Origin of the sequence: Nostoc sp. (genome assembly GCF_036916575.1) — a bacterium.
In the GTDB taxonomy this organism is placed as follows: Bacteria; Cyanobacteriota; Cyanobacteriia; order Cyanobacteriales; family Nostocaceae; genus Nostoc.
The window spans coordinates 1-18,678 of record NZ_JBALGC010000011.1 but is presented as its reverse complement, the minus strand read 5'-3'; the positions used below and the strand labels follow the sequence as shown (position 1 = coordinate 18,678).

Genomic DNA, 18,678 nt, shown 5'->3' with positions numbered 1-18,678 from the left:
TATGAGTCACAAGCTATCACGTCGAAAGTTTGGCCAGTTGGCAGTTGCTGGAGCTGTAGTATCTGGGCTTAGTTATCTAGGCAACAAAGCTTTGGCGCAAACACCAAGTTTTAAAATTATAGGTATAAGTTCTGGCTCTATCATCAACACTGACCAAACGGCTATTCCAGAGGTAAACACTACTGAATCAGACAGCACTACCTCAAACAGTGTACTCACAGATTTTAAACCTGTAGGACTAGGACTTGTTTTGCAATCCTTTGTTTCGCAATCCTTAAATACAGGAAAGGTTCAGGTTATAAGCCCACTAATCTCTCAGATACTTGCTGAGTACGGTGCAGCTTTAGTAGATTCTAATCAGGCATTGAGTGTCTTCAATCCTTTAAGCAATGGCACACTTGCCGATCGCATTACAGCTTTAACAGATCCTAACAAGATATTGAATGACTTTACTTCTTCTAGCGATGACACAGATGCCGATAGCATTACAAATTTAATAGATCCTAACCAGATATTGAATGACCTTGACCTTACTCCTTCTAGCGTTGCTCCCGATGCCAATCGCGTTAAACCTTTAGTAAAGTCTAACGAGATATTGAGTGGCTTCACTTGTTTAAAAGATGGCACACTTGTCGTAGCCGTTACTCCTGTTACCACTAGTAAAACAGAGGCGACATCTACTCGCATTACATTTTTGAGTACACCTGTAAAAACTTTGATAGTTTCAGGACTTAAACAGAATCAACAGCTTGGGAGCTTGCTAGGTACTAATGATGGGCGACTCATCGGTCTAGTAGGTAAGAAGAACGGTACACCGCCCATCAGATTGGTAGATATTAACATTCAAACAGGAGAGATCAGTTTTATTAGTAAGGTTAAATTCCTGAGCGATGAGCGGGTCAGCAATCTAGCTGAGTGCCCAGATGGAAAACTCTATACCTCTTTAGTTGCATCAAATGGTGACACAACTCTGGTGCAGCTAGATTCACAAAAAAATCCGATCAGACTGGCACAATTGAAACTTAATGGTCGAGCATGGAATAATGGCTTACAAAGCTTAGTTTGCTCTGCAACAGGTCAACTCCTCGCCTTTGGAGCTATGAGGTATGAGGCACCTAATGCTGTGTATAGCATAGATAAGAACACTGGAAACATGACTCGGGTACAAGACTTTGACGCTAGTCAGATTACGCTTGCTCGTGGATAGAAGGAATTGAGCCGATATCTAGCAAAAAAATGCCTTGCCCTCATCTTGCCTTGAGGGCTTTTTATTAGCATTGATTGGTACACCTTATTATTAATAATATTTTGAGTATTTTAATTGATTGACAAAAGGCGCTTTATTCTAAACTCTCACAGATGCATCTCCTTCATCTTCCCTACTCCCCACTGCCCTTTCCCTAAGAAACGCATCAAATGTAAACCTATCCGGTAGCGAAGTTTGTGCGCCTGGTTTTGTCGTGGCCAAAGCACCTGCTGCTGCACCCCAAACAACTGCCTGATGTAAAGAAAGTCCTGCAAAAAGTGCTGCCGTTAAGCCGCCATTAAAAGCATCGCCAGCAGCTACTGTGTCAACCGTATGAACTGGAAACGCTGGTACAAAAAACTTTTCCTCAGCTGTGGCACAAAAAACACCTTTAGCACCCAGTTTAACGATCACACATTTCACACCCCGTTGTAATAAAACTCCAGCTGCTTTGGCTGCAAGTTCTTCTCCATCCACAGGAAAACCCACTAACTGCGCTGCTTCAACTTCATTCGGTGTGATAATGTCCACTAACGGGTAAAGTTCACCGGGGAAATCAGATTGTGCGGGTGCGGGGTCGAGAATTACAGTTATTTTGGTTTCTTTTGCGGCTTTAGCTGCTGCAATCACGGCAGGAATCGGAATTTCTAATTGTAAAAGCAGTGCTGTAGCTTCTGGTAATAAATGGGACAATCGTTCTACATCTTCTTGATTGACACACCCATTTGCACCAGGAATTACAATAATTTGATTTTCACCAGCATGATTTACGGCGATGATGGCAACTCCAGAACTAACAGTCTCATCCACGAAAATATTGTCAATCTGTACACCAGATGCTTGCAAATTGTTGACAAGTTCTACACCAAAACCGTCTGCACCTACACGCCCCACCATTTGGGTAGGAATTCCCAATCTTGCTAATGCTACGGCTTGATTAGCTCCTTTACCTCCCGAAACTTGAAAAAAGTCTTCTCCCAGCAACGTTTCTCCTGCGACTGGCAACCGGGGTGCTGTTGCAACCAAGTCTATATTTATGCTGCCGAAGCTGATAATGCTCATAATGCTTATTTTTGTTGATCTTAAAGTCATTCAGCCTAATATTACAGTCAGCGATCGCAACTGTTGTTTTGGCAATGGTAGAGGTCGAATATTTGCGATCCCATTTTTGATTTTGACGCGAATATTATTTGGTATGAAACGAAAAAAATAATCTTGTTACTCAGTTAAATCTAAATCACTCTGAGCATTTAAATTTCTCTGAACCAGATTCGCAAGGAAAGCGGGTTTCTTAACGCTTCTATATTACCTTGAACAAATTACTAACGCTGAACTTGCTGAATCAGAGTTTGTGTTTGTTGATAAGCTTGGGTATCGCCTTTTTTAAGAAATAATCTTGCAGCTGACTGAAGGTCTGTGACAGCACTCTTACTATCTCCTAAAGCATATTTTGCCAGTCCTCGATTACCGTAGGCATCAGCTAGGTTGGGATTGATTTTTAGTGCTTGGTTAAAGTTTGCAATTGCTTGTTGATGATTTCCCTGTCTAAAATGGGCTAGTCCTAGATTGTAATAACCATCTTGTGAGGTTGGATCAATTGTCACTGTCTGATTAAAGTCGGCAATGGCTTTCTGAAAATCTCCTAGTTCTACATAAGAGATTCCCCGACCATTATAAGCATCTGTATGCTTAGGATTTAAACGCAACGCTAGGTTAAAGTCAGTGATTGCTGCACTGAAGTCTTTTAATTGAGATTTAGCCAAACCTCGAAGGCAAAAACCCTCATAAAATCGTGGATTCAGCCGTACTACAGAATCAAAATCTGCAATTGCTCCTTTGAAGTTGCCTTGCTCAAGCTTTTGCACCCCTTGGTTATAGTAATCTTGAAAGTTTGCCGCCTTCAGAGGTATTTGTGCTTCTTGTGCATAAACAGCAGGGATTATACTCAGTACACTCATTATTCCCAAGAGGGCTATTGTTCGCTTGATATGGTTCATAGCTTTACCCCTTCATAACTTGCAGCACAACGTTGGATTGCCAAGGAATCTGTTCAATCTGTTCCTTCACTCTAACAATTGGGCATTGGGGATTGAGGAGCGTGAAAAACTTTTTATAAGGACAGACTTAGATATCTTAAGATTAGTAAACAGGAATCGTTTTTTTCGTTTTAAATTTGTAGCTTACTAAAACGTGAGGTTATACTGCACTTGAGTAATTTATGACACGCCGTCAGTATTGTAATCCACCAATAGAAGAGGCGGTCTGTGAGTTTCGCTTTGCTCCTGGACAAGCATGGAATTTTACAGTGCCAGGTTTGTTCTATGAAAAAGCAAGAGATTTATACACAGGTGAGCCACGCGAACAAAACTCAATAGCAACGGAATTCAAATTTTCGCGGATGCAGCCTGTAAACCCTGAAGTTACGGTAACACAAGACTTGCCCAAGTTTTTGTTTCCTTCCGCCGATGGCACAAAATTAGTAGGCGTTGGACCCAATCTACTGAGCATCCATAGCCTTCGCCCTTATGAAGGCTGGGATAAATTTAGTAAGAGAATCGAGCAGGCACTTCAATTGTATTTAAAAGTTGCTAAACCTGTTGGCATAACCCGTATTTCTCTTCGCTACATAAATCGAATAGTTATTTCATCTCCCGATGAGGCAATTGACCTTAGTGATTATGTCAATATATATCCTCAGTTTCCGGATAGCGTTCCAAGTCACATCTCAGGATTTGTGACGCAAACTGAATTAATTTATGAAGATATTCCAGCTAGACTAGCAATAACTTTATCGGATTCCGAACCGCAACCTGGAGAAGTTGTATTTATACTTGATTTGGACATTTCTCAAGTCTGGGTAGAAAAGCCTCTATCTTTTGAGGAAGTGGCTTTTAATTTACATGAATTAAAGAGTAGAGAAAGACAAGTCTTTGAGAGTTTGATTACTGATCGCACAAGAGAATTATTCGATGTCAAGTAAAGCCGCCTATTACACAAAGGACAAACGCCGCAATTCAGAGATAACAGCGCTATCTCAGATATCTGACAAATTAACCCAACTTCCGCTTTCTCAAGCAGCAGAAGCCTTACAAAGTGCATCGGTTGGGCAAAACGCCAATATTGTTATTCTTGCCAGAGACGGAACATCAACCGTGGGGAATTGGAAATATCAGTCTAAGATAGTTGCCTCTTCAGTTCAAAGGGTCAAAGCTATCTTTGAGCAATCTGATAATTATGCAGTCTTAGAACTTTCAAGCTGGAACTATTCACCAACTCACAAAACTCACACAAGAATTGCTGAACTAGGAGCCGACAATCAAACTTATAAATACGCCATAGAATGGTTGAAGCAACTACACACGGTTGTTGCTGCTAACCAAATGTGGTGGGATGAACCATTGGTGCAGCCTTGAAGAATCCGCCCGTTTTGGTTTTATACGAAGCTACCTCGGCGGTGGATAATGAAACAGAAGCGGCAATCTGGCGATCGCTCATCGTCTTTCCACCATCCGCAATGCCGATTGCATTTATGTCATGGAACATGGAAAATTAATAGAGTCGGGAACCCATGAGCAATTGCTGGAGAAAGATGGGATTTATTCTAGTCTCTGGCGTGTACAGTCAGGTTTGAGATAACTTTCGCGCATTGTTTGTGTCTTCATTACGAATTATTTATGTTTTTTGGTAATAGTCAACCAGACTCAAGTGATAACAAGTGGCGTCGCCAGTTGGATAAGTTTGTGAAAGCAAATCAGCAGGAATTGGCGGCGCTGTTTTGGGGATTGTGGTTAGCAAATGGCGACAGTCAGGGTACTGTTGGTATTGATTTGCAACCAACACCGCATTTTGTTTATTGTCCAAAAGAGCAGATAGAGAATTTAAATATTAAAGTTGAGAATCGGCTTCAAGAAATTTTGGGAATTGTCGAGAATCATCAGCCGGAAGTGGAAGTTGTGATGATTGGGATTGGGAAGGGTGAAATTAAATTAATTCAGTTTGCACCGGAACCAGCACCGCCGATTTGTTTTGAGCAAGCTGGGAAAGATGTGGATGGGTTATTGGAAGTGTTGGAACAGAGGATGAGTGAAGAATTGAAGTCATGACTATATAAGCCTTAAAGTTTAGTAGTAGGTGCAGGCCGAATTTATTTGTATAGCAGAGTTGTTTCTAATCTTCAGGCTTTTTAAAATGAGTCGTAAGATTTCAGATATTATTCTCATTGGTCCAATTAGTACAGGTAAAAGCACCCTTGGAAAACTCCTTGCTCAGAAGCTAGGGATTCCGCAGTGTTCTATGGACGATGTACGATTTAATTATTATAAGGAAATAAATTATGATGAGGAACTGGCAAAGCAAATAAGAGAAAAAGAAGGATTTCAAGGTATTTATCGTCATTGGAAACCCTTTGAAGCCTACGCGGTTGAAAGACTACTGTCTGAACATAAAAATTGTGTCATTGATTTTGGTGCTGGTCATTCTGTTTATGAAGATGACAAACTTTTCAAGCGGGTGCAACAAGTTTTAGAGCCATATATAAATGTTGTGTTGATTCTTCCCTCTCCAGATTTAGAAGAATCTATCCAAATACTTAACGAACGCAATGGTGGGATTGTCACTAATAGATTTGATTTGAACGAACATTTTGTTAAGCATCATTCAAATTATGATTTAGCAAAGTTCATTGTTTATACAAAAGGGAAATCACCTGAAGAAACACGAGACGAGACACTTAAAATTGTAAAATTTTAAAACTGATTACTTGTTCTCTAATTTGAAATGCTTCTTCTTACGTTACAGCTTTAGCAAACATCTTCTATGCTAGGCTATAATCCCGCGATGAGTATCTAATTTTCTGTAATGCATCTTGCTACATCAGTTGGCTTGCTGTCAAGTCTACACGCGATGAGTATCTGTAAAGTTTCCCTCTTATAACTCAAAAAAAGCAGCAGGCGAAATATGAAAAAACTCCGCGAGGCGAGCGATATGGTTAACTGTCAGCTTGCGCTGTTCACTCAAGACTTCAGATATAATAGACTCGGTTTTAAAGATAGGAATTAAGTCTTTTTGCCGCAAACCAAATTCAGCTATCAACGCTTGAAGTAATTCTACGCCATGAATATCTAATATAGAATGATGTTTTTGTTCGTACTCGTAAACCAGAGTACCTAAAACATTGAGATAGTCTTGTTCATCTGCTGTTAATTCACCTTTATCAATTAAGGAATCGATTACTTCTTGCGTAGCCAGTAATTCTTCCTCAGAAGTGATGGGACGAGGAGGAAAAGATTTGAGTAATTCTATATACGTTTTAATAATAGGTGTTCCAGGGGTCATTTTGCTAGATTCCTGATTGTTTCAATCCCTAATAGGGATTTTGATTAATTGGAACACAAAAACTTCTGCTCATATTATTATCTAGATATCTGAGGGTTTCAATCGCTAATAGTGGACTTGAATTAATTATAACTTAGGAATTATGCTCATATTACTATCTATATATCTAATAGTTTCAATCCTTAAGAAGGATTTTTAAAATTGTTACCCCAAAATAATGGTTAGTATTAAGCGAACCAATGATCATTTTTCCATTCTCCTTTGTCATATTCGGCATGTGTCAGTATATGGCGAATAAAAACTTTTTGGAATTTGTAATCCACCAAAGTCATAAGTCGATAATTGTTACCACTTATGTTAAAAATTGTGAAATTACCTACTTGATCTGCTGCGGGAAAAGTTCCTCGTAACTCTACAAAGTTTGACCATTCAGCCAAAGATGTTATTTTATACCATAGCCGCGAGCTAGTTTGTGAATTAGAGTGCTTTTCCCAGAACTCAGAAAGTCTTGCACGACTGATAATATGCATAAATTTGTAATTAAGGCTATTTGTTGTAATGAAGAGTATTTTTTCATAAGAATATTTTTTGGTCGAATACTAGATAATCTTAGCAAATTGCGAAGTTATTGTGTCTATTCCACAACCCACTTTTACAAAAACGGTATTCACACGGGAGAAAATACTCTAATCAGGGAAACCTAACTAATGTGAAGGGTACAAACTACCCGTGTCTTTTTTCCTCCTTGGTTGAAAGCCAGAGAGTTCCTAGACTTATATGAGGTTTTATGAAAGAGATCAAAAATAAAATTACGAATAAATTAGAGCGACTATTGGAACAATGGTTAGTACCTCGTCTGGTACGGTGGGGAGAATACTTAGAAACAAAAATTAGGCGATACAAGCATCAAGAACTGAAGAGTCAATTAAAATTTTGTGGCTCAGATCTAAGATTTAAGCGAGATATTAAAATTGACCATCCGCAAAATGTATCTCTAGGAAATAAAGTCTACATTGGCCCGGATGTCTTATTAGATGGACGTGGTGGAATCACAATTGGCGATAACACAACACTTGGATTTAACGTGGTTATCCTCTCTGCAAATCACGACTATCAAAGTAATGATTTGCCCTATGAACATAATGTCTACATTCATAAACCTGTTCTCATCGGCCGCAATGTTTGGATTGGCGGAAATGTCCTAATTGTTCCGGGAGTTTCTATTGGAGATGGTGCTATTGTGGCAGCTGGTACAGTTGTAACTGCCAACGTTCAACCTTTAGCAATTGTTGGGAATCAACCGATGAGAACAATTAAATACCGCGACAAAGAACATTATGAACAACTCGCCAACAAGCAAGAGATTCAGGATAATTCGTAATACTCGTCTTCTCTACGAGACGTTACGCGAACGGCGAAAAGCAAGCTACGTACGTAATTCGTAATTATTACCCCATAGTAGGGTGGGGAGTGAATTACTCACCCTACTTGCCTAAACTAACGCTGGTATATTCGCACGCTTAACTTGAGGCGTTGCAATCATCTGCATTCCTGCGGGTGCAGCTATAGTTAACCCACGGCGCACAGGACGCACAGGACGCTTGTTCACTAGCGATACTTGAAATTCCGACAGAACAGTTGCTAAGACGATTTTCATTTCATACTGGGCAAATGCCATCCCAATACAGCGACGATTACCGCCACCAAAGGGTAAATATTCGTATGGTGAATATTGTCTTTCTAAAAAGCGTTCTGGTTTGAACTGCTTGGATTGTGGGTAAACTTCTTCCCGATGATGGGCTAAATAACTACTGGGGACTATTACCGTTCCCTCTCGCAGTTCGTAGCCCATAATTTTAATTGGGGTCTTCACAATCCGCACGAAAGCAGTCATGACAATTGGGTAAATTCGTAATGTTTCTTGGCAAACTGCTGTCAAATAGGGCAATTTAGTCACACTACTCAAATCGGGGTTAACTCCAATGGTGTTGAGTTCATGTAGCAACTTCTCACGCACCTCTGGTAAATAGTCAATCCAGTAAAAAGCCCATGTCAATGCGGAAGCAGTAGTTTCATGTCCTGCAACAAGCAGCGTCATTAACTCGTCGTGTAATTCTTCATCTGACATCCTTTGACCATCGTTATAACGAGCAGCCATCATCAAACTCAGGATATCTTGGCGATTTTGAGCAGCTTGGGCCCGACGTTCTCGAAGCAAAGCATAAATAAGTTGATCAATTTTTTGCCGTTGTTGCAGAATCCAACCCCACGGACTCCACGTACCGAAATCTTTTTGCATGAACCGGAAAAAGAAGGCGCTGGACATCACGGGCGAACTGATGAAGTCTAGTAAATCACTTAGCGATCGCCTCAATTCTTCAAAAAGCTGTCCTTCATTTAAACCAAATACAACCCGCAGCATAACACGCAAGGTAATTTCTTGCATCGACTCACGGATATTGAAAGGCTTGCCAATTTGCCATTCATGACTTACCTGTCGGGTTATTTTACGGATATCCTGACCATAAGCCCGCATCCTTTCGCCATGAAAAGGAGGAGCTAATAGTTGCCGTTGCCGCTGGTGGCGATCGCCATCTGATAAGATAAGGGAGTGATCACCAAGTAAAAATTTTAGTCCTATATTCCCCCTGCCAACCTCAAAATGGCTAGAATCAGCAGTAAAAATCTGTTCAAGTGCTTGGGGTTGACTAAAGTACACAAGATGGTTATCCCCGCGACTACTCCTGATAGTAAAGGTGTCACCATAGATTTTGGCAAGATCATCCACATATTTTACTGGCTGACCAATAAACTTAATCATACTTAGCCAGTGCGGCATTTGAGGCCCATCAGGCAAATTGTAAGTTGCTGTCATAGAATTTTGGGGAATTAATGGCTTCTGAATTTTATTGTTACGAGTTTTCATGTTCTTGAGGGTCACATAAAACGGTATATTCTTGTAATAGCAATTAAAAAAATGATTTAGACAAATGGAGCGCCCAAAGGGATTACCACTAGCTCTTTGCATAATCCAAAAACTAAAATGGTATAAGGCCGCATCGGAAGCAAGCAGTGCCAAAAATCATCGCTATTCTCAACGGTAAAGGAGGAGTCGGTAAAACGACTACCGCAGTCAATCTGGCTGCAAACTTTGCGAAGAAAAAAAAGGTGCTGCTGATTGACGCAGATATTCAAGGTTCTGCCAGTTGGTGGTTTGGGCGCAGTCAGCAGGGAATGGGATTTGATTTATCTCAAGAAACCGATCCTACACTTTTAGGTGATTTAGGAAAGATAACAGGGTACGATTTAGTAGTGGTGGATACGCCTCCCGCGCTGCGCTCTGAAGCATTAGTGGCGGTAGTTGCGATCGCAGATTATCTAGTTTTGCCTACACCCCCAGCTGCAATGGATTTAGCTATCCTGGTGGAAACAGTCAAAGAAGCCGTCATCCCCTTGGGTACTCCCCATCGGGTACTACTTACCAAAGTTGATACGCGCAGTATCGGGGAAGCACTTGAAGCAAAAAACACTCTCACTCGATTAGGTATTCCTGCTTGTAATACCTTTATCCGTGCCTATAAGGCTCATGAACGAGCAGCACTTGAGGGTGTAGCGATTAGTCAATGGCGAGGAAGTAATGCACGGGAGGCGGAGTTAGACTACCGCCGTGCAGCTGATGAATTACAGCGTGATTGGAGAAAATAATAATGGCTAGGAAACAAAGTCTCTCTGACTTATTACAAGAAGAGGCACAAAAATTTACATCCCCAGAAGATGAATCTGCGCTCGAAGTCACAGCAGAAAAAATTGCTGAAGAACAGGCTTCGTCTGTTGAAGAATCTTCAGCACAGACACCTGAATCAACATCTACTAAACGCACAAGTCCTACCAAGGCTGATTTAGAAGCAACTGTTAAAGAGTTGACAAGTAATCTAGAAACAAGCCACAAAAAGGAAGCATCTCTTGGACAAGAAATTGCTGATTTGCAATCAAAATTAACTAAGCAAAAAACATTTGTATCGGAACAACAATCGTTAATACAACAGCTAACAAAAGAACTTGACGAAACAAAAAAAACAGCACTGCAACTTGCAGAAGCAAATTCCCAGCTTATAGTAGAAATTAATGCTTTAAAACAACCAGTAGAAGATAAATCTAAACTTGTTGTCAAACAAACTAGTGCTATAAGACCAGTTAAAGAATACTACAATCCACTTAGCTACAAAAAATCACATCGTTCATCGGAAACACTAGCTCAAAATCAACCTCAAAATCAACCAGATGAGTATCCTGATAGTTCTAATGAAATGTGGTTACTTGACTAGAGTCAGTTCATCAGTTAGATAAAGATTAATGGCAGTACTTCAAAATCTATAGTACTGCTTCATTCATCTGCCATTTTTGCATAACTCTACCCCTTAATCCCCTCCTTGCAAGCGGGGAACTTGGGCCCCCTCTGGAGATTAGGGGCAAGGAGACAAAGAATATCTTTAATCCAAACTCAGGTTAAGTTATTTAATACAGCATTTGGTAACGTAGCCACAAGGGTTTCAGGCTGCAAAATTCCGTGAGGTTTTAATGGTACACCTTTAAGTGCGTATCCAGTTGATCAAAATCTCATTTTTAAGATAAAAGTTGAAAATTTTTCCTAAAACTCCTTCTGAATAACGTTTTTATGCGTGGCAGTTCATAGCTGTTGGCAAAAGTGTTACAAACGCCGATACAAAAGTATTACAACTAAAAGCTGCAACGACAGATTGAAGGTTTGAGCTTATGTAATACTTGTATCTATATATATGTACTATATTTGCCAACAGTATCTTCGCTACTTTTGCTGCGTCAGGGATTGCAAACCCTTAATTTAACGTCTGTTATCCACTTCCACCCTAATGGACTTGCGAGGACAGCGCCAATTCGCATCACTCGTACCACTACTACCAACGTCAGTGCAACCTTGCAATCGCATGGCATCCAATGAGACATCATCAGGTTTGTAAAATCGCCAACGACCTTGGTTATCGGGTCCTGACTCTGCTCTGAGTTCCCGTGTAAAGTTTCCGTAGTTAAAATTACGACGGCGAGAATCATCGTAACCAGAATCATTATCCACATCTACTCTAATGGACTTGCGAGGACAGCGCCAATTCGCATCACTCACACCACCACTGCCAACGTCAGTGCAACCTTGCAATCGCATGGCATCCAATGAGACATCATCAGGTTTGTAAAATCGCCAACGACCTTGGTTATCGGGCCCTGACTGTGCTCTGAGTTCCCGTGTAGAGTTTCCGTAGTTAAAATTACGACGGCGAGAATCATCGTAACCAGAATCATTATCTACATCTACTCTAATGGACTTGCGAGGACAGCGCCAATTCGCATCACTCACACCACCACTGCCAACGTCAGTGCAACCTTGCGATCGCATGGCATCCAATGAGACATCATCAGGTTTGTAAAATCGCCAACGACCTTGGTTATCGGGTCCTGACTGTGCTCTGAGTTCCCGTGTAGAGTTTCCGTAGTTAAAATAGCGATCACGAGAATCATTGTAACGAGAATCATCGTAACGAGAATCATTATCTACATCTACTCTAATGGACTTGTGAGGACAGCGCCAATTCGCATCACTCGCACCACCACTGCCAACGTCAGTGCAACCTTGCGATCGCATTGCGTCCGATGAGACATCATCAGGTTTGTAGAATCGCCAGCGACCTTGGTTATCCGGCCCCGACTCTGCTCTGAGTTTCCGTGTTTGTGATATCAGTAAAGGAGTGGCAGGGAATTTAATTTCTTGCGCTAAAACTGAAGAATTTTCCGTCTTGATGGAAGCTGTACTCAAGAGGATGCCACAAACAGCAAAATTTACTAATCGAGACAATCGACTTATCTTGGCGAAATGCAACATCAACATAAGTTACTCTGATTATTTTAAATATTATTTGCCCTTAGAGTCAGGCAGAAGGCAGAGGGAAGAAAAATTTTAATCTATGCCTTTTTACTGTGTATATAACTGGCTTTTAAACCCCACAAAATCATAGATTTAGTGTTGTTCAATTATAGTGGGTCTGTAACTTACTTACCATAAGATATCTCCACTAAAAGGCTCCTGCCCTCTGCCTTCTTTCAGAATTTAAATAATAATACCAGGGTAAGCCGTACTTTAGTTGAATTTGCTGAAAAATATAAATTAAATATATATTAAGTTTTCATAGTAACTACTAACCCAAGTTGCGAGTTTATTAAATAAAATTTGATACTTGATAATCAAGTCGATTTATCGCCTAATTACTGTTGACAACACAAACTTCGCCTTAACTTATCTTGAATGCTCTATAACAGTCCTAAATCATTCGTGAGAATTTGAGCTAGTCGTAACCCCCCTGTAGTCCCCCCTTACCAAGAGGGGACGCCGAAAGGTAGGGGGGTGAATTTTCTTACAAATCATTTAGGATTGCTCTATCAGGGCGTTAGGACTTGATTTAAAATTTCACCTCACCTACATTGATATCAAGTTGCGATCGGTAGATGATTAACCTCTTCTATTACTCTCATCAAATAAAAAATAGAAACCTTTATTTTTATTATTTTGATTAATTCTGAATTATTGGCCGAATTTCATATTGTGTTGCCTTGACACGTTCTGCCCAAATACACCCAATAAGTTGCAATAGATGGATCAGATTTCTTGGGTTGAAACTACAATTCTCGAAAGTCTAAAATATGCTGCGCGGTGATTTTTGGTTGTTCCAAGTGTGGGAGATGACCACAATCTTGAATCCAGGTGAGAGTACTGTGTGGAATTGCCCTTTTAAACTTTGTGGCATCCCCAGTACCTAAAATTTTATCGGAATCGCCCCACACAATTAGTGTTTGTTGCACAATTTGTAATAGTATTTCAAATCTAAAAGCACTGTAACCACCACTTTTAGTGAAAGCAATCAGAGCTTGATGCCAACTTGGCATTTGTAGGTGTAATGCGCCACAGCATAGCGCATCGATAGAGGCAAGACTTTGATTTTTATATCCTATGCGCGAAACGCGATCGCGCACTTTAAGATTACTCAAAAATTGAGTTGCTAAATAATCCAACGGCGGAAACATTAATTTACTTAATGGTGAACCACCTGTCAAGCCAGCACTATCAATTAACACCAGCTTTTTTACCACTTCCGGGTAAGTTAGCGTAAAATCAATTGCCGTTGCACCCCCCATTGAAGCGCCCACTAAAATTACAGGTTGGTTAATCAGGCTTTTCCAGAAATAATAAAGATGAGTTTTAATCGCAGTTGGGCTATAAGCAATTCCTGAGAGTCTATCTGTAAACCCAAAACCCAACAAATCCACTGCCCAAGTTTCATTATCTCCAGACAGCAGTGGCAAAAGCCGACGAAATTCTAATACGGAACTGTCAAAGCCGTGAATTAATAAAATAGGAGTTCCACCACTTCCTTGCTTGACATAGGTTGTGGTAACTGTTTGATTAGTTAAAGGAGTAGCGATCGCAGTTGTTTGAATACTCTGAGCTAGTGCGATCGAGGCTGATTCTGTCAGTTGCCCAACAGCTGTAGGAAGAAAATTCGGAAACATACATCAATATTTTAGATTTTAGTCCATAAACTACAGACTACCCTTAGAACAGGGAGTAATGAGTGGTAAATCGGCAAATTTCTACCCCCTCAGAATTCCTGGTATCAAAAAAAGTTTTCTAAAATGTTAAAATTTGGACTAAAGCCACGTACAATTAAAATCGCCTATCCCTTAATCCAGGAGCTAATGCCATGCCAATGGCGGTTGGCGTAATTGAAACTTTAGGTTTTCCTAGTGTCTTAGCAGCGGCAGATGCAATGGTTAAAGCTGGCGAAGTCACAATTGTGTACTATGGTCAAGCTGAAAGCGCTCGTTTGTTAGTCGCCGTCCGGGGACACATTGCTGAGGTAAAAAGAGCTGTTGAAGCCGGAATCGCAGCTGGAGAGCAAGTCAAGGTTGGTGCAGTAATTACCTACTACATCGTTCCCAATCCTCCGAAAAATGTCGAAACCATATTACCAATTCATTTCACTGAAGAATCAGAACCTTTCCGCATGTTCTAAGCAATTTTGCTATTAAAATCTGTAGCGAAGCTTCGTACAATTAACTTGTAGCCCCCATATCGTTATATTCATACAGGAGATTAATAATGTCATTACAGGCAGTTGGAGCACTCGAAACTAAAGGTTTTCCTGCGGTGCTAGCAGCAGCAGATGCTATGTTAAAAGCTGGTCGAGTCACCCTGGTTGGTTATATCAGAGTAGGTAGTGCCCGCTTTACAGTTAATATTCGTGGCGATGTTTCTGAAGTAAAGACAGCTATGGCTGCTGGGATTGAAGCCGCAGAAAATGTTTATGGCGGTACACTGGAATCTTGGGTGATTATTCCTCGTCCTCATGAAAACGTTGAAGCTGTTCTGCCAATTGCTTACACAGAACAAGTCCAACAGTATCGAGAATCTGTAGAAAGTCCCATTGTTAGTAGATCATCCAACGGTCGATAGAGTCAACCCGCTGCGGGGGAATTCAAAACAAAGAATCTCCATAAATGAATTTAAACAGAAGTCTCTTGTAAGGCTTTTGACCATTAAAGCTTTTGAAGGTTGCATTCTTTCTGTTTTTAGATTTTGCTTAAGTTGAATTTTGAAGCAGAGGGAAAGCAACAGTCATAGTCAATAGTCAAAATTAATATTGACTGTTGACTATTCCTTTTTTATAATGTAAAAGTTTGAACTAAGTATTTGACTCGCTGATAGGTTAGAGAATATTAAAAATTATACATTCAAAATCACGTCTGATATTCAGTTAAATTATATAGACTTACGCACTGTACAAATTAACCATAATATGAATTATGAGATTTGGTCGTTTCAGGCGCTTCATATCACCTTGATTTACTCGCTTCTTTTGCCAGCACTAGATGCTAAACATGGCTGAAATACCAAATTACGTATATTACTTATGTACAGTGCCTAAGTCCTAGAAGTTTTCCCTCGCTCCTAATTCCAAAGTTGGAAATTTAGTTTCCGCTGATGACGATGCCTTAGAAGCTGGTTTGAACTTATTCTTTTGGTTGTGAGACAAATAGGAAATATCGCAGTCAAAGAAGGATGTGATCAAGAAGGTTACAGCTAAATCACATAATTATCTTTCTGTCAATGCGTAAGTCCTATTATATTCGTTTCTCATATCTATTACAAAATGTCAGATTTCCCTGATCTATCTCGTGCAAAGATGTACCCTTACCACTCCAGGCAGATTTGTGTTCTCAGTTAAAAACATAACTTTACAAAAAGTTAGAATTAGCACAATTAGACCAAACGGCTTATAGGCATGGGTTTGTGGCATTTTGAGATTCCAAGCAAAACCTCAATGTAGAAATTTTTGCATAATTTTAGGGAATTAAGACGTAATAAAAGTGGAATCACTAAGCTATTTTCATGAGACTCATGAAATCCGGGGAAGCTACCAGTTAAACAATTAGGTGGGACGAATGGGGGTTGTGATGCAAACTTCAAAATTAAGTTTCGAGGAACGCAATCTCACTATGACAAAGGATATGCAACAACTAGGTCTAGATTGGCGAAAGCGCTTGGTTGCGGAATGTCCAGACCAAAATGAAGCTGCTAGGCAAAGTATTATTCTCTGGCTATTTGGATCTGACTCAAAACGGTTTGATCTATTTAACCCTAAGGAACTCGATATTGCCAAACAAGCGATGGAATATCGCTGGAGAATTTTACGTCAACGCTACTTGGGGCTAGGGCGAGAACGTGCTTATCGCAACTTGATAACGCGATTGGGGAGTTTAGTAACATTACGGAATAAGATTCAGACTTGGATTTCCCTCAGCCGCGATCGCCAGCGCAGCGTCATAGATGTGTTGCAAGAAGTACTCCAAGAATTATTGCAAAGCGATAGCCACATGCAACAGCAAATGGTTGATATTGCCAAATATACAACCGATCAACGATTGAGGGATGCTCTGCTATTTGCCAGTGTAGAAGAATATTGTCTGCGGCCAGTACGCAATCAACCCCTATTAACTTACCGATTTGTAAATTACTTGCGTCGCACTCAGCGCGGTGGCTTAACCCAAGTGCCAGGCCGTGACTTGATTAGACTGGTGTCGGAAGAAGTTCTTACAGATGACAGTGAGAATCGAGTTAACTTAGTGGATAGTCAGGCGATCGCAGAATATCAAGAAGCACAACAACTAGAGGAACAACAAGTACTGCGTCAGTCAGTACAAAAAGAATTTGAAATTTATTTACAGGAAAATCTGGGGGTAGATGCAGTGGAGTGGCTACGACTGTATTTGCAAGGTAAGTCCCAGGAAGAGATCGCACAGAAACTGAATAAGCAGACTAAAGAAGTATACCGTCTGCGAGAAAAAATTAGTTACCACGCCGTGCGCGTCTTTGCCCTCAAAGGTAAACCAGAACTCGTAGACAGCTGGCTCTCAATTTCCTTGCAAGAACATAACTTGGGATTAACACAAAATCAATGGCAGCAACTTGATGAAAAACTGACTCCTCTGGGGCGGCAAATCCTAGATTTACGGAGAGCGGGTAACTCAATAGAAGCAATAGCCCAACATTTAAAATTCAAAACTCATCAAGTGCTAGGCGAATGGACAAAAGTTTATCTTACTGCTCAAGCTTTAAGAACCCAAGAGTAGGCTGTGAGGCATCTAGTTAATCAATTCAGGCGGCGGCAGACAAAGGAGACAAGGGAGAAAATTGCCTCCTTGTCCTTGTCAAAACTCAGTATGATCCCCAATCCCCAATCTAAAATTCATCTTCTACTTACGTCTACTTAGGTATATATAATTGAAATTTTAACAATCCAACAAAGTATCTTTATTAACTACCTACTAATTTAGAGGCAAAATATTATATAAGTAAACACCAGCGAATCAAATCTATGTTGTCTTCAGAGGGCGAACTAAATGATACCGCAACAAATGGACAGCAAATGCTAACTGCCGCTCAAGCTAAGTGGGAACAAGAAGGCGATCGCGAGCAAATATTCCACCTGATTGATAGTCTTTTGTCCTTTGAAGCTTGCCTCTACCACCAGATTTTGCCTTTTGAATTAGAAGACAAAAACCTCTTGCTAGGTATGGTTCATCCACAAGAGGGCGAGGCACTAGATTATGTTGGTCGCATTTTGTCTTGTATCAATTGCACAATGGTGATTGAAGTGATCGCAGCCGATGCTCACCGCAGAATACTGTCAGCTTACCTCAACCATAAGAATACATCTCAGCTAGATGCAAAACTTGTGCATCAGCCAACAGCAGACTCTCCTCCAACAAACAGCCCAGCTACCATTGCTGACACACCTACTCCCTCTTTAGATGCCGACTCAAAATCAAATCAGCAACCAATATTGATGGTGTTTCAGACACAAAAGCATCAACATTCTGGGCAGCGAGTAGACTTGCCTCCTATCCCAGAGCTAGACCAATCATTCCAACCTACGACGTTCTTGACCCCTATTTCCAGAGGTCAAGAGGGCGAGACTTCCGAAGCAGCACCAGCGGATAATTTATCTATTTTGCCCACGCAACCCGAACTATTTAGTCCTATTGAGGTGTTGCCAAGACTACCACCCAAGAAATTACTAGAAGAATTACTAGGGCGAATTCTGGCTGGGGGAATTAGTCGGCTGTACTTAGAAAGACAAGCTTACGAAGGCAGGATACTGTGGAGTGACAATGGAGTCTTGCAGTCTGTATTAGATAAACTGCCGCTGTCAGTTTTCCAAGGAGTACTGAATGAATTAAAGCGGTTTGCTTCCCTGCCTGTCACCACGGTTGCACAACCAAAACAGGTAGAGAGAGAATACGTATATCAAAAAAACCGCTTATTATTACGCTTGCGAGTCATGCCGGGAATTTATGGCGAAGAGGCAACACTCCAAATGTTGCGGGGAGCAGCATTAAAGTTCTATCAACAACAACAGTTGGCACGTCTGAGTCGTGATATCTTAGGAACTTCTCAGCAACTAAGCTTCAAGTTACATGAACTACAAGAACGGCTTTTACTGAATCCTAGCTTT

At 40.6% G+C, this 18,678-nt stretch carries 19 protein-coding genes and 1 pseudogene; 13 read left to right on the top strand and 7 right to left on the bottom strand.

The window, feature by feature from the left end; genetic code table 11:
- The first annotated feature begins 1 nt into the window (after nt 1).
- Nucleotides 2-1,207 carry a hypothetical protein gene (locus tag V7L29_RS03885; protein ID WP_334734599.1) on the top strand — a complete coding sequence of 402 codons (1,206 nt, stop codon included), beginning with the start codon at nt 2-4 and terminating at the stop codon, nt 1,205-1,207.
- Nucleotides 1,208-1,345: 138 nt separating this feature from the next.
- On the opposite strand, the gene rbsK is transcribed toward V7L29_RS03885, so the two are convergent.
- Together rbsK and V7L29_RS03875 are read right to left on the bottom strand one after the other, a co-directional pair.
- Entirely contained in the window at nt 1,346-2,308 is a 963-nt protein-coding gene (rbsK, locus tag V7L29_RS03880) for a ribokinase (protein WP_334734598.1), read from the bottom strand.
- Nucleotides 2,309-2,568: 260 nt separating this feature from the next.
- Nucleotides 2,569-3,243 carry a tetratricopeptide repeat protein gene (locus tag V7L29_RS03875; RefSeq protein WP_334691620.1) on the bottom strand — a complete coding sequence of 225 codons (675 nt, stop codon included), beginning with the start codon at nt 3,241-3,243 and terminating at the stop codon, nt 2,569-2,571.
- A 221-nt stretch (nt 3,244-3,464) separates the two neighbouring features.
- Here V7L29_RS03875 and V7L29_RS03870 point away from each other — a divergent pair, with 221 nt between their 5' ends.
- The 5 genes and pseudogenes from V7L29_RS03870 (at nt 3,465) to V7L29_RS03850 (ending at nt 5,995) form a co-directional block, all read left to right on the top strand.
- On the top strand, nt 3,465-4,226 hold the full coding sequence (locus V7L29_RS03870) for a TIGR04255 family protein (protein ID WP_334734597.1): 762 nt from the start codon (nt 3,465-3,467) through the stop codon (nt 4,224-4,226).
- On the top strand, nt 4,216-4,659 hold the full coding sequence (locus V7L29_RS03865) for a hypothetical protein (RefSeq protein WP_334734596.1): 444 nt from the start codon (nt 4,216-4,218) through the stop codon (nt 4,657-4,659). The genes V7L29_RS03870 and V7L29_RS03865 overlap by 11 nt, the downstream gene beginning before the upstream one ends.
- Nucleotides 4,650-4,882: pseudogene (locus V7L29_RS03860) on the top strand (ABC transporter); the annotation flags it as partial. The gene V7L29_RS03865 and the pseudogene V7L29_RS03860, both read left to right, overlap by 10 nt.
- Before the next feature lie 38 nt (nt 4,883-4,920).
- Nucleotides 4,921-5,349 (top strand): beta-carboxysome assembly chaperone CcmS, encoded by a 429-nt coding sequence (gene ccmS, locus V7L29_RS03855; RefSeq protein ID WP_334690404.1) that lies wholly within the window; start codon nt 4,921-4,923, stop codon nt 5,347-5,349.
- A gap of 85 nt (nt 5,350-5,434) precedes the next feature.
- Nucleotides 5,435-5,995 (top strand): shikimate kinase, encoded by a 561-nt coding sequence (locus V7L29_RS03850; protein ID WP_334734595.1) that lies wholly within the window; start codon nt 5,435-5,437, stop codon nt 5,993-5,995.
- Nucleotides 5,996-6,172: 177 nt separating this feature from the next.
- On the opposite strand, the gene V7L29_RS03845 is transcribed toward V7L29_RS03850, so the two are convergent.
- Both V7L29_RS03845 and V7L29_RS03840 read right to left on the bottom strand, forming a co-directional pair.
- Nucleotides 6,173-6,580 carry a helix-turn-helix domain-containing protein gene (locus V7L29_RS03845; protein WP_334690402.1) on the bottom strand — a complete coding sequence of 136 codons (408 nt, stop codon included), beginning with the start codon at nt 6,578-6,580 and terminating at the stop codon, nt 6,173-6,175.
- 227 nt (nt 6,581-6,807) lie between these two features.
- Nucleotides 6,808-7,110, bottom strand: coding sequence for a type II toxin-antitoxin system HigB family toxin (locus V7L29_RS03840; RefSeq protein ID WP_334734594.1), 303 nt, complete (start codon nt 7,108-7,110; stop codon nt 6,808-6,810).
- Nucleotides 7,111-7,367: 257 nt separating this feature from the next.
- On the opposite strand from V7L29_RS03840, the gene V7L29_RS03835 reads away from it, so the two are divergent.
- Entirely contained in the window at nt 7,368-7,961 is a 594-nt protein-coding gene (locus tag V7L29_RS03835) for an acyltransferase (protein ID WP_334734593.1), read from the top strand.
- Between the two features lie 111 nt (nt 7,962-8,072).
- Here the strand turns inward: V7L29_RS03835 and V7L29_RS03830 are convergent, their stop codons facing one another.
- Entirely contained in the window at nt 8,073-9,455 is a 1,383-nt protein-coding gene (locus tag V7L29_RS03830; RefSeq protein WP_334734592.1) for a cytochrome P450, read from the bottom strand.
- A gap of 197 nt (nt 9,456-9,652) precedes the next feature.
- Here V7L29_RS03830 and V7L29_RS03825 point away from each other — a divergent pair, with 197 nt between their 5' ends.
- Together V7L29_RS03825 and V7L29_RS03820 are read left to right on the top strand one after the other, a co-directional pair.
- Entirely contained in the window at nt 9,653-10,285 is a 633-nt protein-coding gene (locus tag V7L29_RS03825) for a ParA family protein (RefSeq protein WP_334690399.1), read from the top strand.
- Nucleotides 10,286-10,287: 2 nt separating this feature from the next.
- On the top strand, nt 10,288-10,905 hold the full coding sequence (locus tag V7L29_RS03820; RefSeq protein ID WP_334734591.1) for a hypothetical protein: 618 nt from the start codon (nt 10,288-10,290) through the stop codon (nt 10,903-10,905).
- Between the two features lie 536 nt (nt 10,906-11,441).
- On the opposite strand, the gene V7L29_RS03815 is transcribed toward V7L29_RS03820, so the two are convergent.
- Both V7L29_RS03815 and V7L29_RS03810 read right to left on the bottom strand, forming a co-directional pair.
- A complete protein-coding gene (locus V7L29_RS03815) occupies nt 11,442-12,497 on the bottom strand; it encodes a hypothetical protein (RefSeq protein WP_334734590.1) in 1,056 nt (351 codons plus the stop codon).
- Nucleotides 12,498-13,282: 785 nt separating this feature from the next.
- The gene (locus V7L29_RS03810; protein WP_334734589.1) at nt 13,283-14,173 is read right to left on the bottom strand and encodes an alpha/beta fold hydrolase; all 891 of its coding nucleotides are present in this window, start codon (nt 14,171-14,173) and stop codon (nt 13,283-13,285) included.
- Between the two features lie 191 nt (nt 14,174-14,364).
- Between V7L29_RS03810 and V7L29_RS03805 the strand changes: the two genes are divergently transcribed.
- The 4 genes from V7L29_RS03805 to V7L29_RS03790 all read left to right on the top strand — a co-directional run.
- Nucleotides 14,365-14,676, top strand: a complete 312-nt coding sequence (locus V7L29_RS03805) for a carbon dioxide-concentrating mechanism protein CcmK (protein WP_334690395.1) — start codon at nt 14,365-14,367, stop codon at nt 14,674-14,676.
- An 86-nt stretch (nt 14,677-14,762) separates the two neighbouring features.
- The gene (locus V7L29_RS03800; protein ID WP_334690394.1) at nt 14,763-15,116 is read left to right on the top strand and encodes a carbon dioxide-concentrating mechanism protein CcmK; all 354 of its coding nucleotides are present in this window, start codon (nt 14,763-14,765) and stop codon (nt 15,114-15,116) included.
- A gap of 989 nt (nt 15,117-16,105) precedes the next feature.
- Nucleotides 16,106-17,293, top strand: a complete 1,188-nt coding sequence (locus tag V7L29_RS03795; RefSeq protein ID WP_334690393.1) for a HetZ-related protein 2 — start codon at nt 16,106-16,108, stop codon at nt 17,291-17,293.
- A gap of 245 nt (nt 17,294-17,538) precedes the next feature.
- Nucleotides 17,539-18,678, top strand: a 1,140-nt coding sequence (locus V7L29_RS03790) for a pilus assembly protein PilB (RefSeq protein WP_334734588.1), incomplete at its 3' end; no start/stop codon positions are given.

Coding starts and splice junctions, on each gene's coding strand:
- V7L29_RS03885 (WP_334734599.1), top strand. CDS start 2: ATGAGTCACAAGCTATCACGTCGAAAGTTTGGCCAGTTGGCAGTTGCT.
- rbsK (WP_334734598.1), bottom strand. CDS start 2,308: ATGAGCATTATCAGCTTCGGCAGCATAAATATAGACTTGGTTGCAACA.
- V7L29_RS03875 (WP_334691620.1), bottom strand. CDS start 3,243: ATGAACCATATCAAGCGAACAATAGCCCTCTTGGGAATAATGAGTGTA.
- V7L29_RS03870 (WP_334734597.1), top strand. CDS start 3,465: ATGACACGCCGTCAGTATTGTAATCCACCAATAGAAGAGGCGGTCTGT.
- V7L29_RS03865 (WP_334734596.1), top strand. CDS start 4,216: ATGTCAAGTAAAGCCGCCTATTACACAAAGGACAAACGCCGCAATTCA.
- ccmS (WP_334690404.1), top strand. CDS start 4,921: ATGTTTTTTGGTAATAGTCAACCAGACTCAAGTGATAACAAGTGGCGT.
- V7L29_RS03850 (WP_334734595.1), top strand. CDS start 5,435: ATGAGTCGTAAGATTTCAGATATTATTCTCATTGGTCCAATTAGTACA.
- V7L29_RS03845 (WP_334690402.1), bottom strand. CDS start 6,580: ATGACCCCTGGAACACCTATTATTAAAACGTATATAGAATTACTCAAA.
- V7L29_RS03840 (WP_334734594.1), bottom strand. CDS start 7,110: ATGCATATTATCAGTCGTGCAAGACTTTCTGAGTTCTGGGAAAAGCAC.
- V7L29_RS03835 (WP_334734593.1), top strand. CDS start 7,368: ATGAAAGAGATCAAAAATAAAATTACGAATAAATTAGAGCGACTATTG.
- V7L29_RS03830 (WP_334734592.1), bottom strand. CDS start 9,455: ATGACAGCAACTTACAATTTGCCTGATGGGCCTCAAATGCCGCACTGG.
- V7L29_RS03820 (WP_334734591.1), top strand. CDS start 10,288: ATGGCTAGGAAACAAAGTCTCTCTGACTTATTACAAGAAGAGGCACAA.
- V7L29_RS03815 (WP_334734590.1), bottom strand. CDS start 12,497: ATGTTGATGTTGCATTTCGCCAAGATAAGTCGATTGTCTCGATTAGTA.
- V7L29_RS03810 (WP_334734589.1), bottom strand. CDS start 14,173: ATGTTTCCGAATTTTCTTCCTACAGCTGTTGGGCAACTGACAGAATCA.
- V7L29_RS03805 (WP_334690395.1), top strand. CDS start 14,365: ATGCCAATGGCGGTTGGCGTAATTGAAACTTTAGGTTTTCCTAGTGTC.
- V7L29_RS03800 (WP_334690394.1), top strand. CDS start 14,763: ATGTCATTACAGGCAGTTGGAGCACTCGAAACTAAAGGTTTTCCTGCG.
- V7L29_RS03795 (WP_334690393.1), top strand. CDS start 16,106: ATGGGGGTTGTGATGCAAACTTCAAAATTAAGTTTCGAGGAACGCAAT.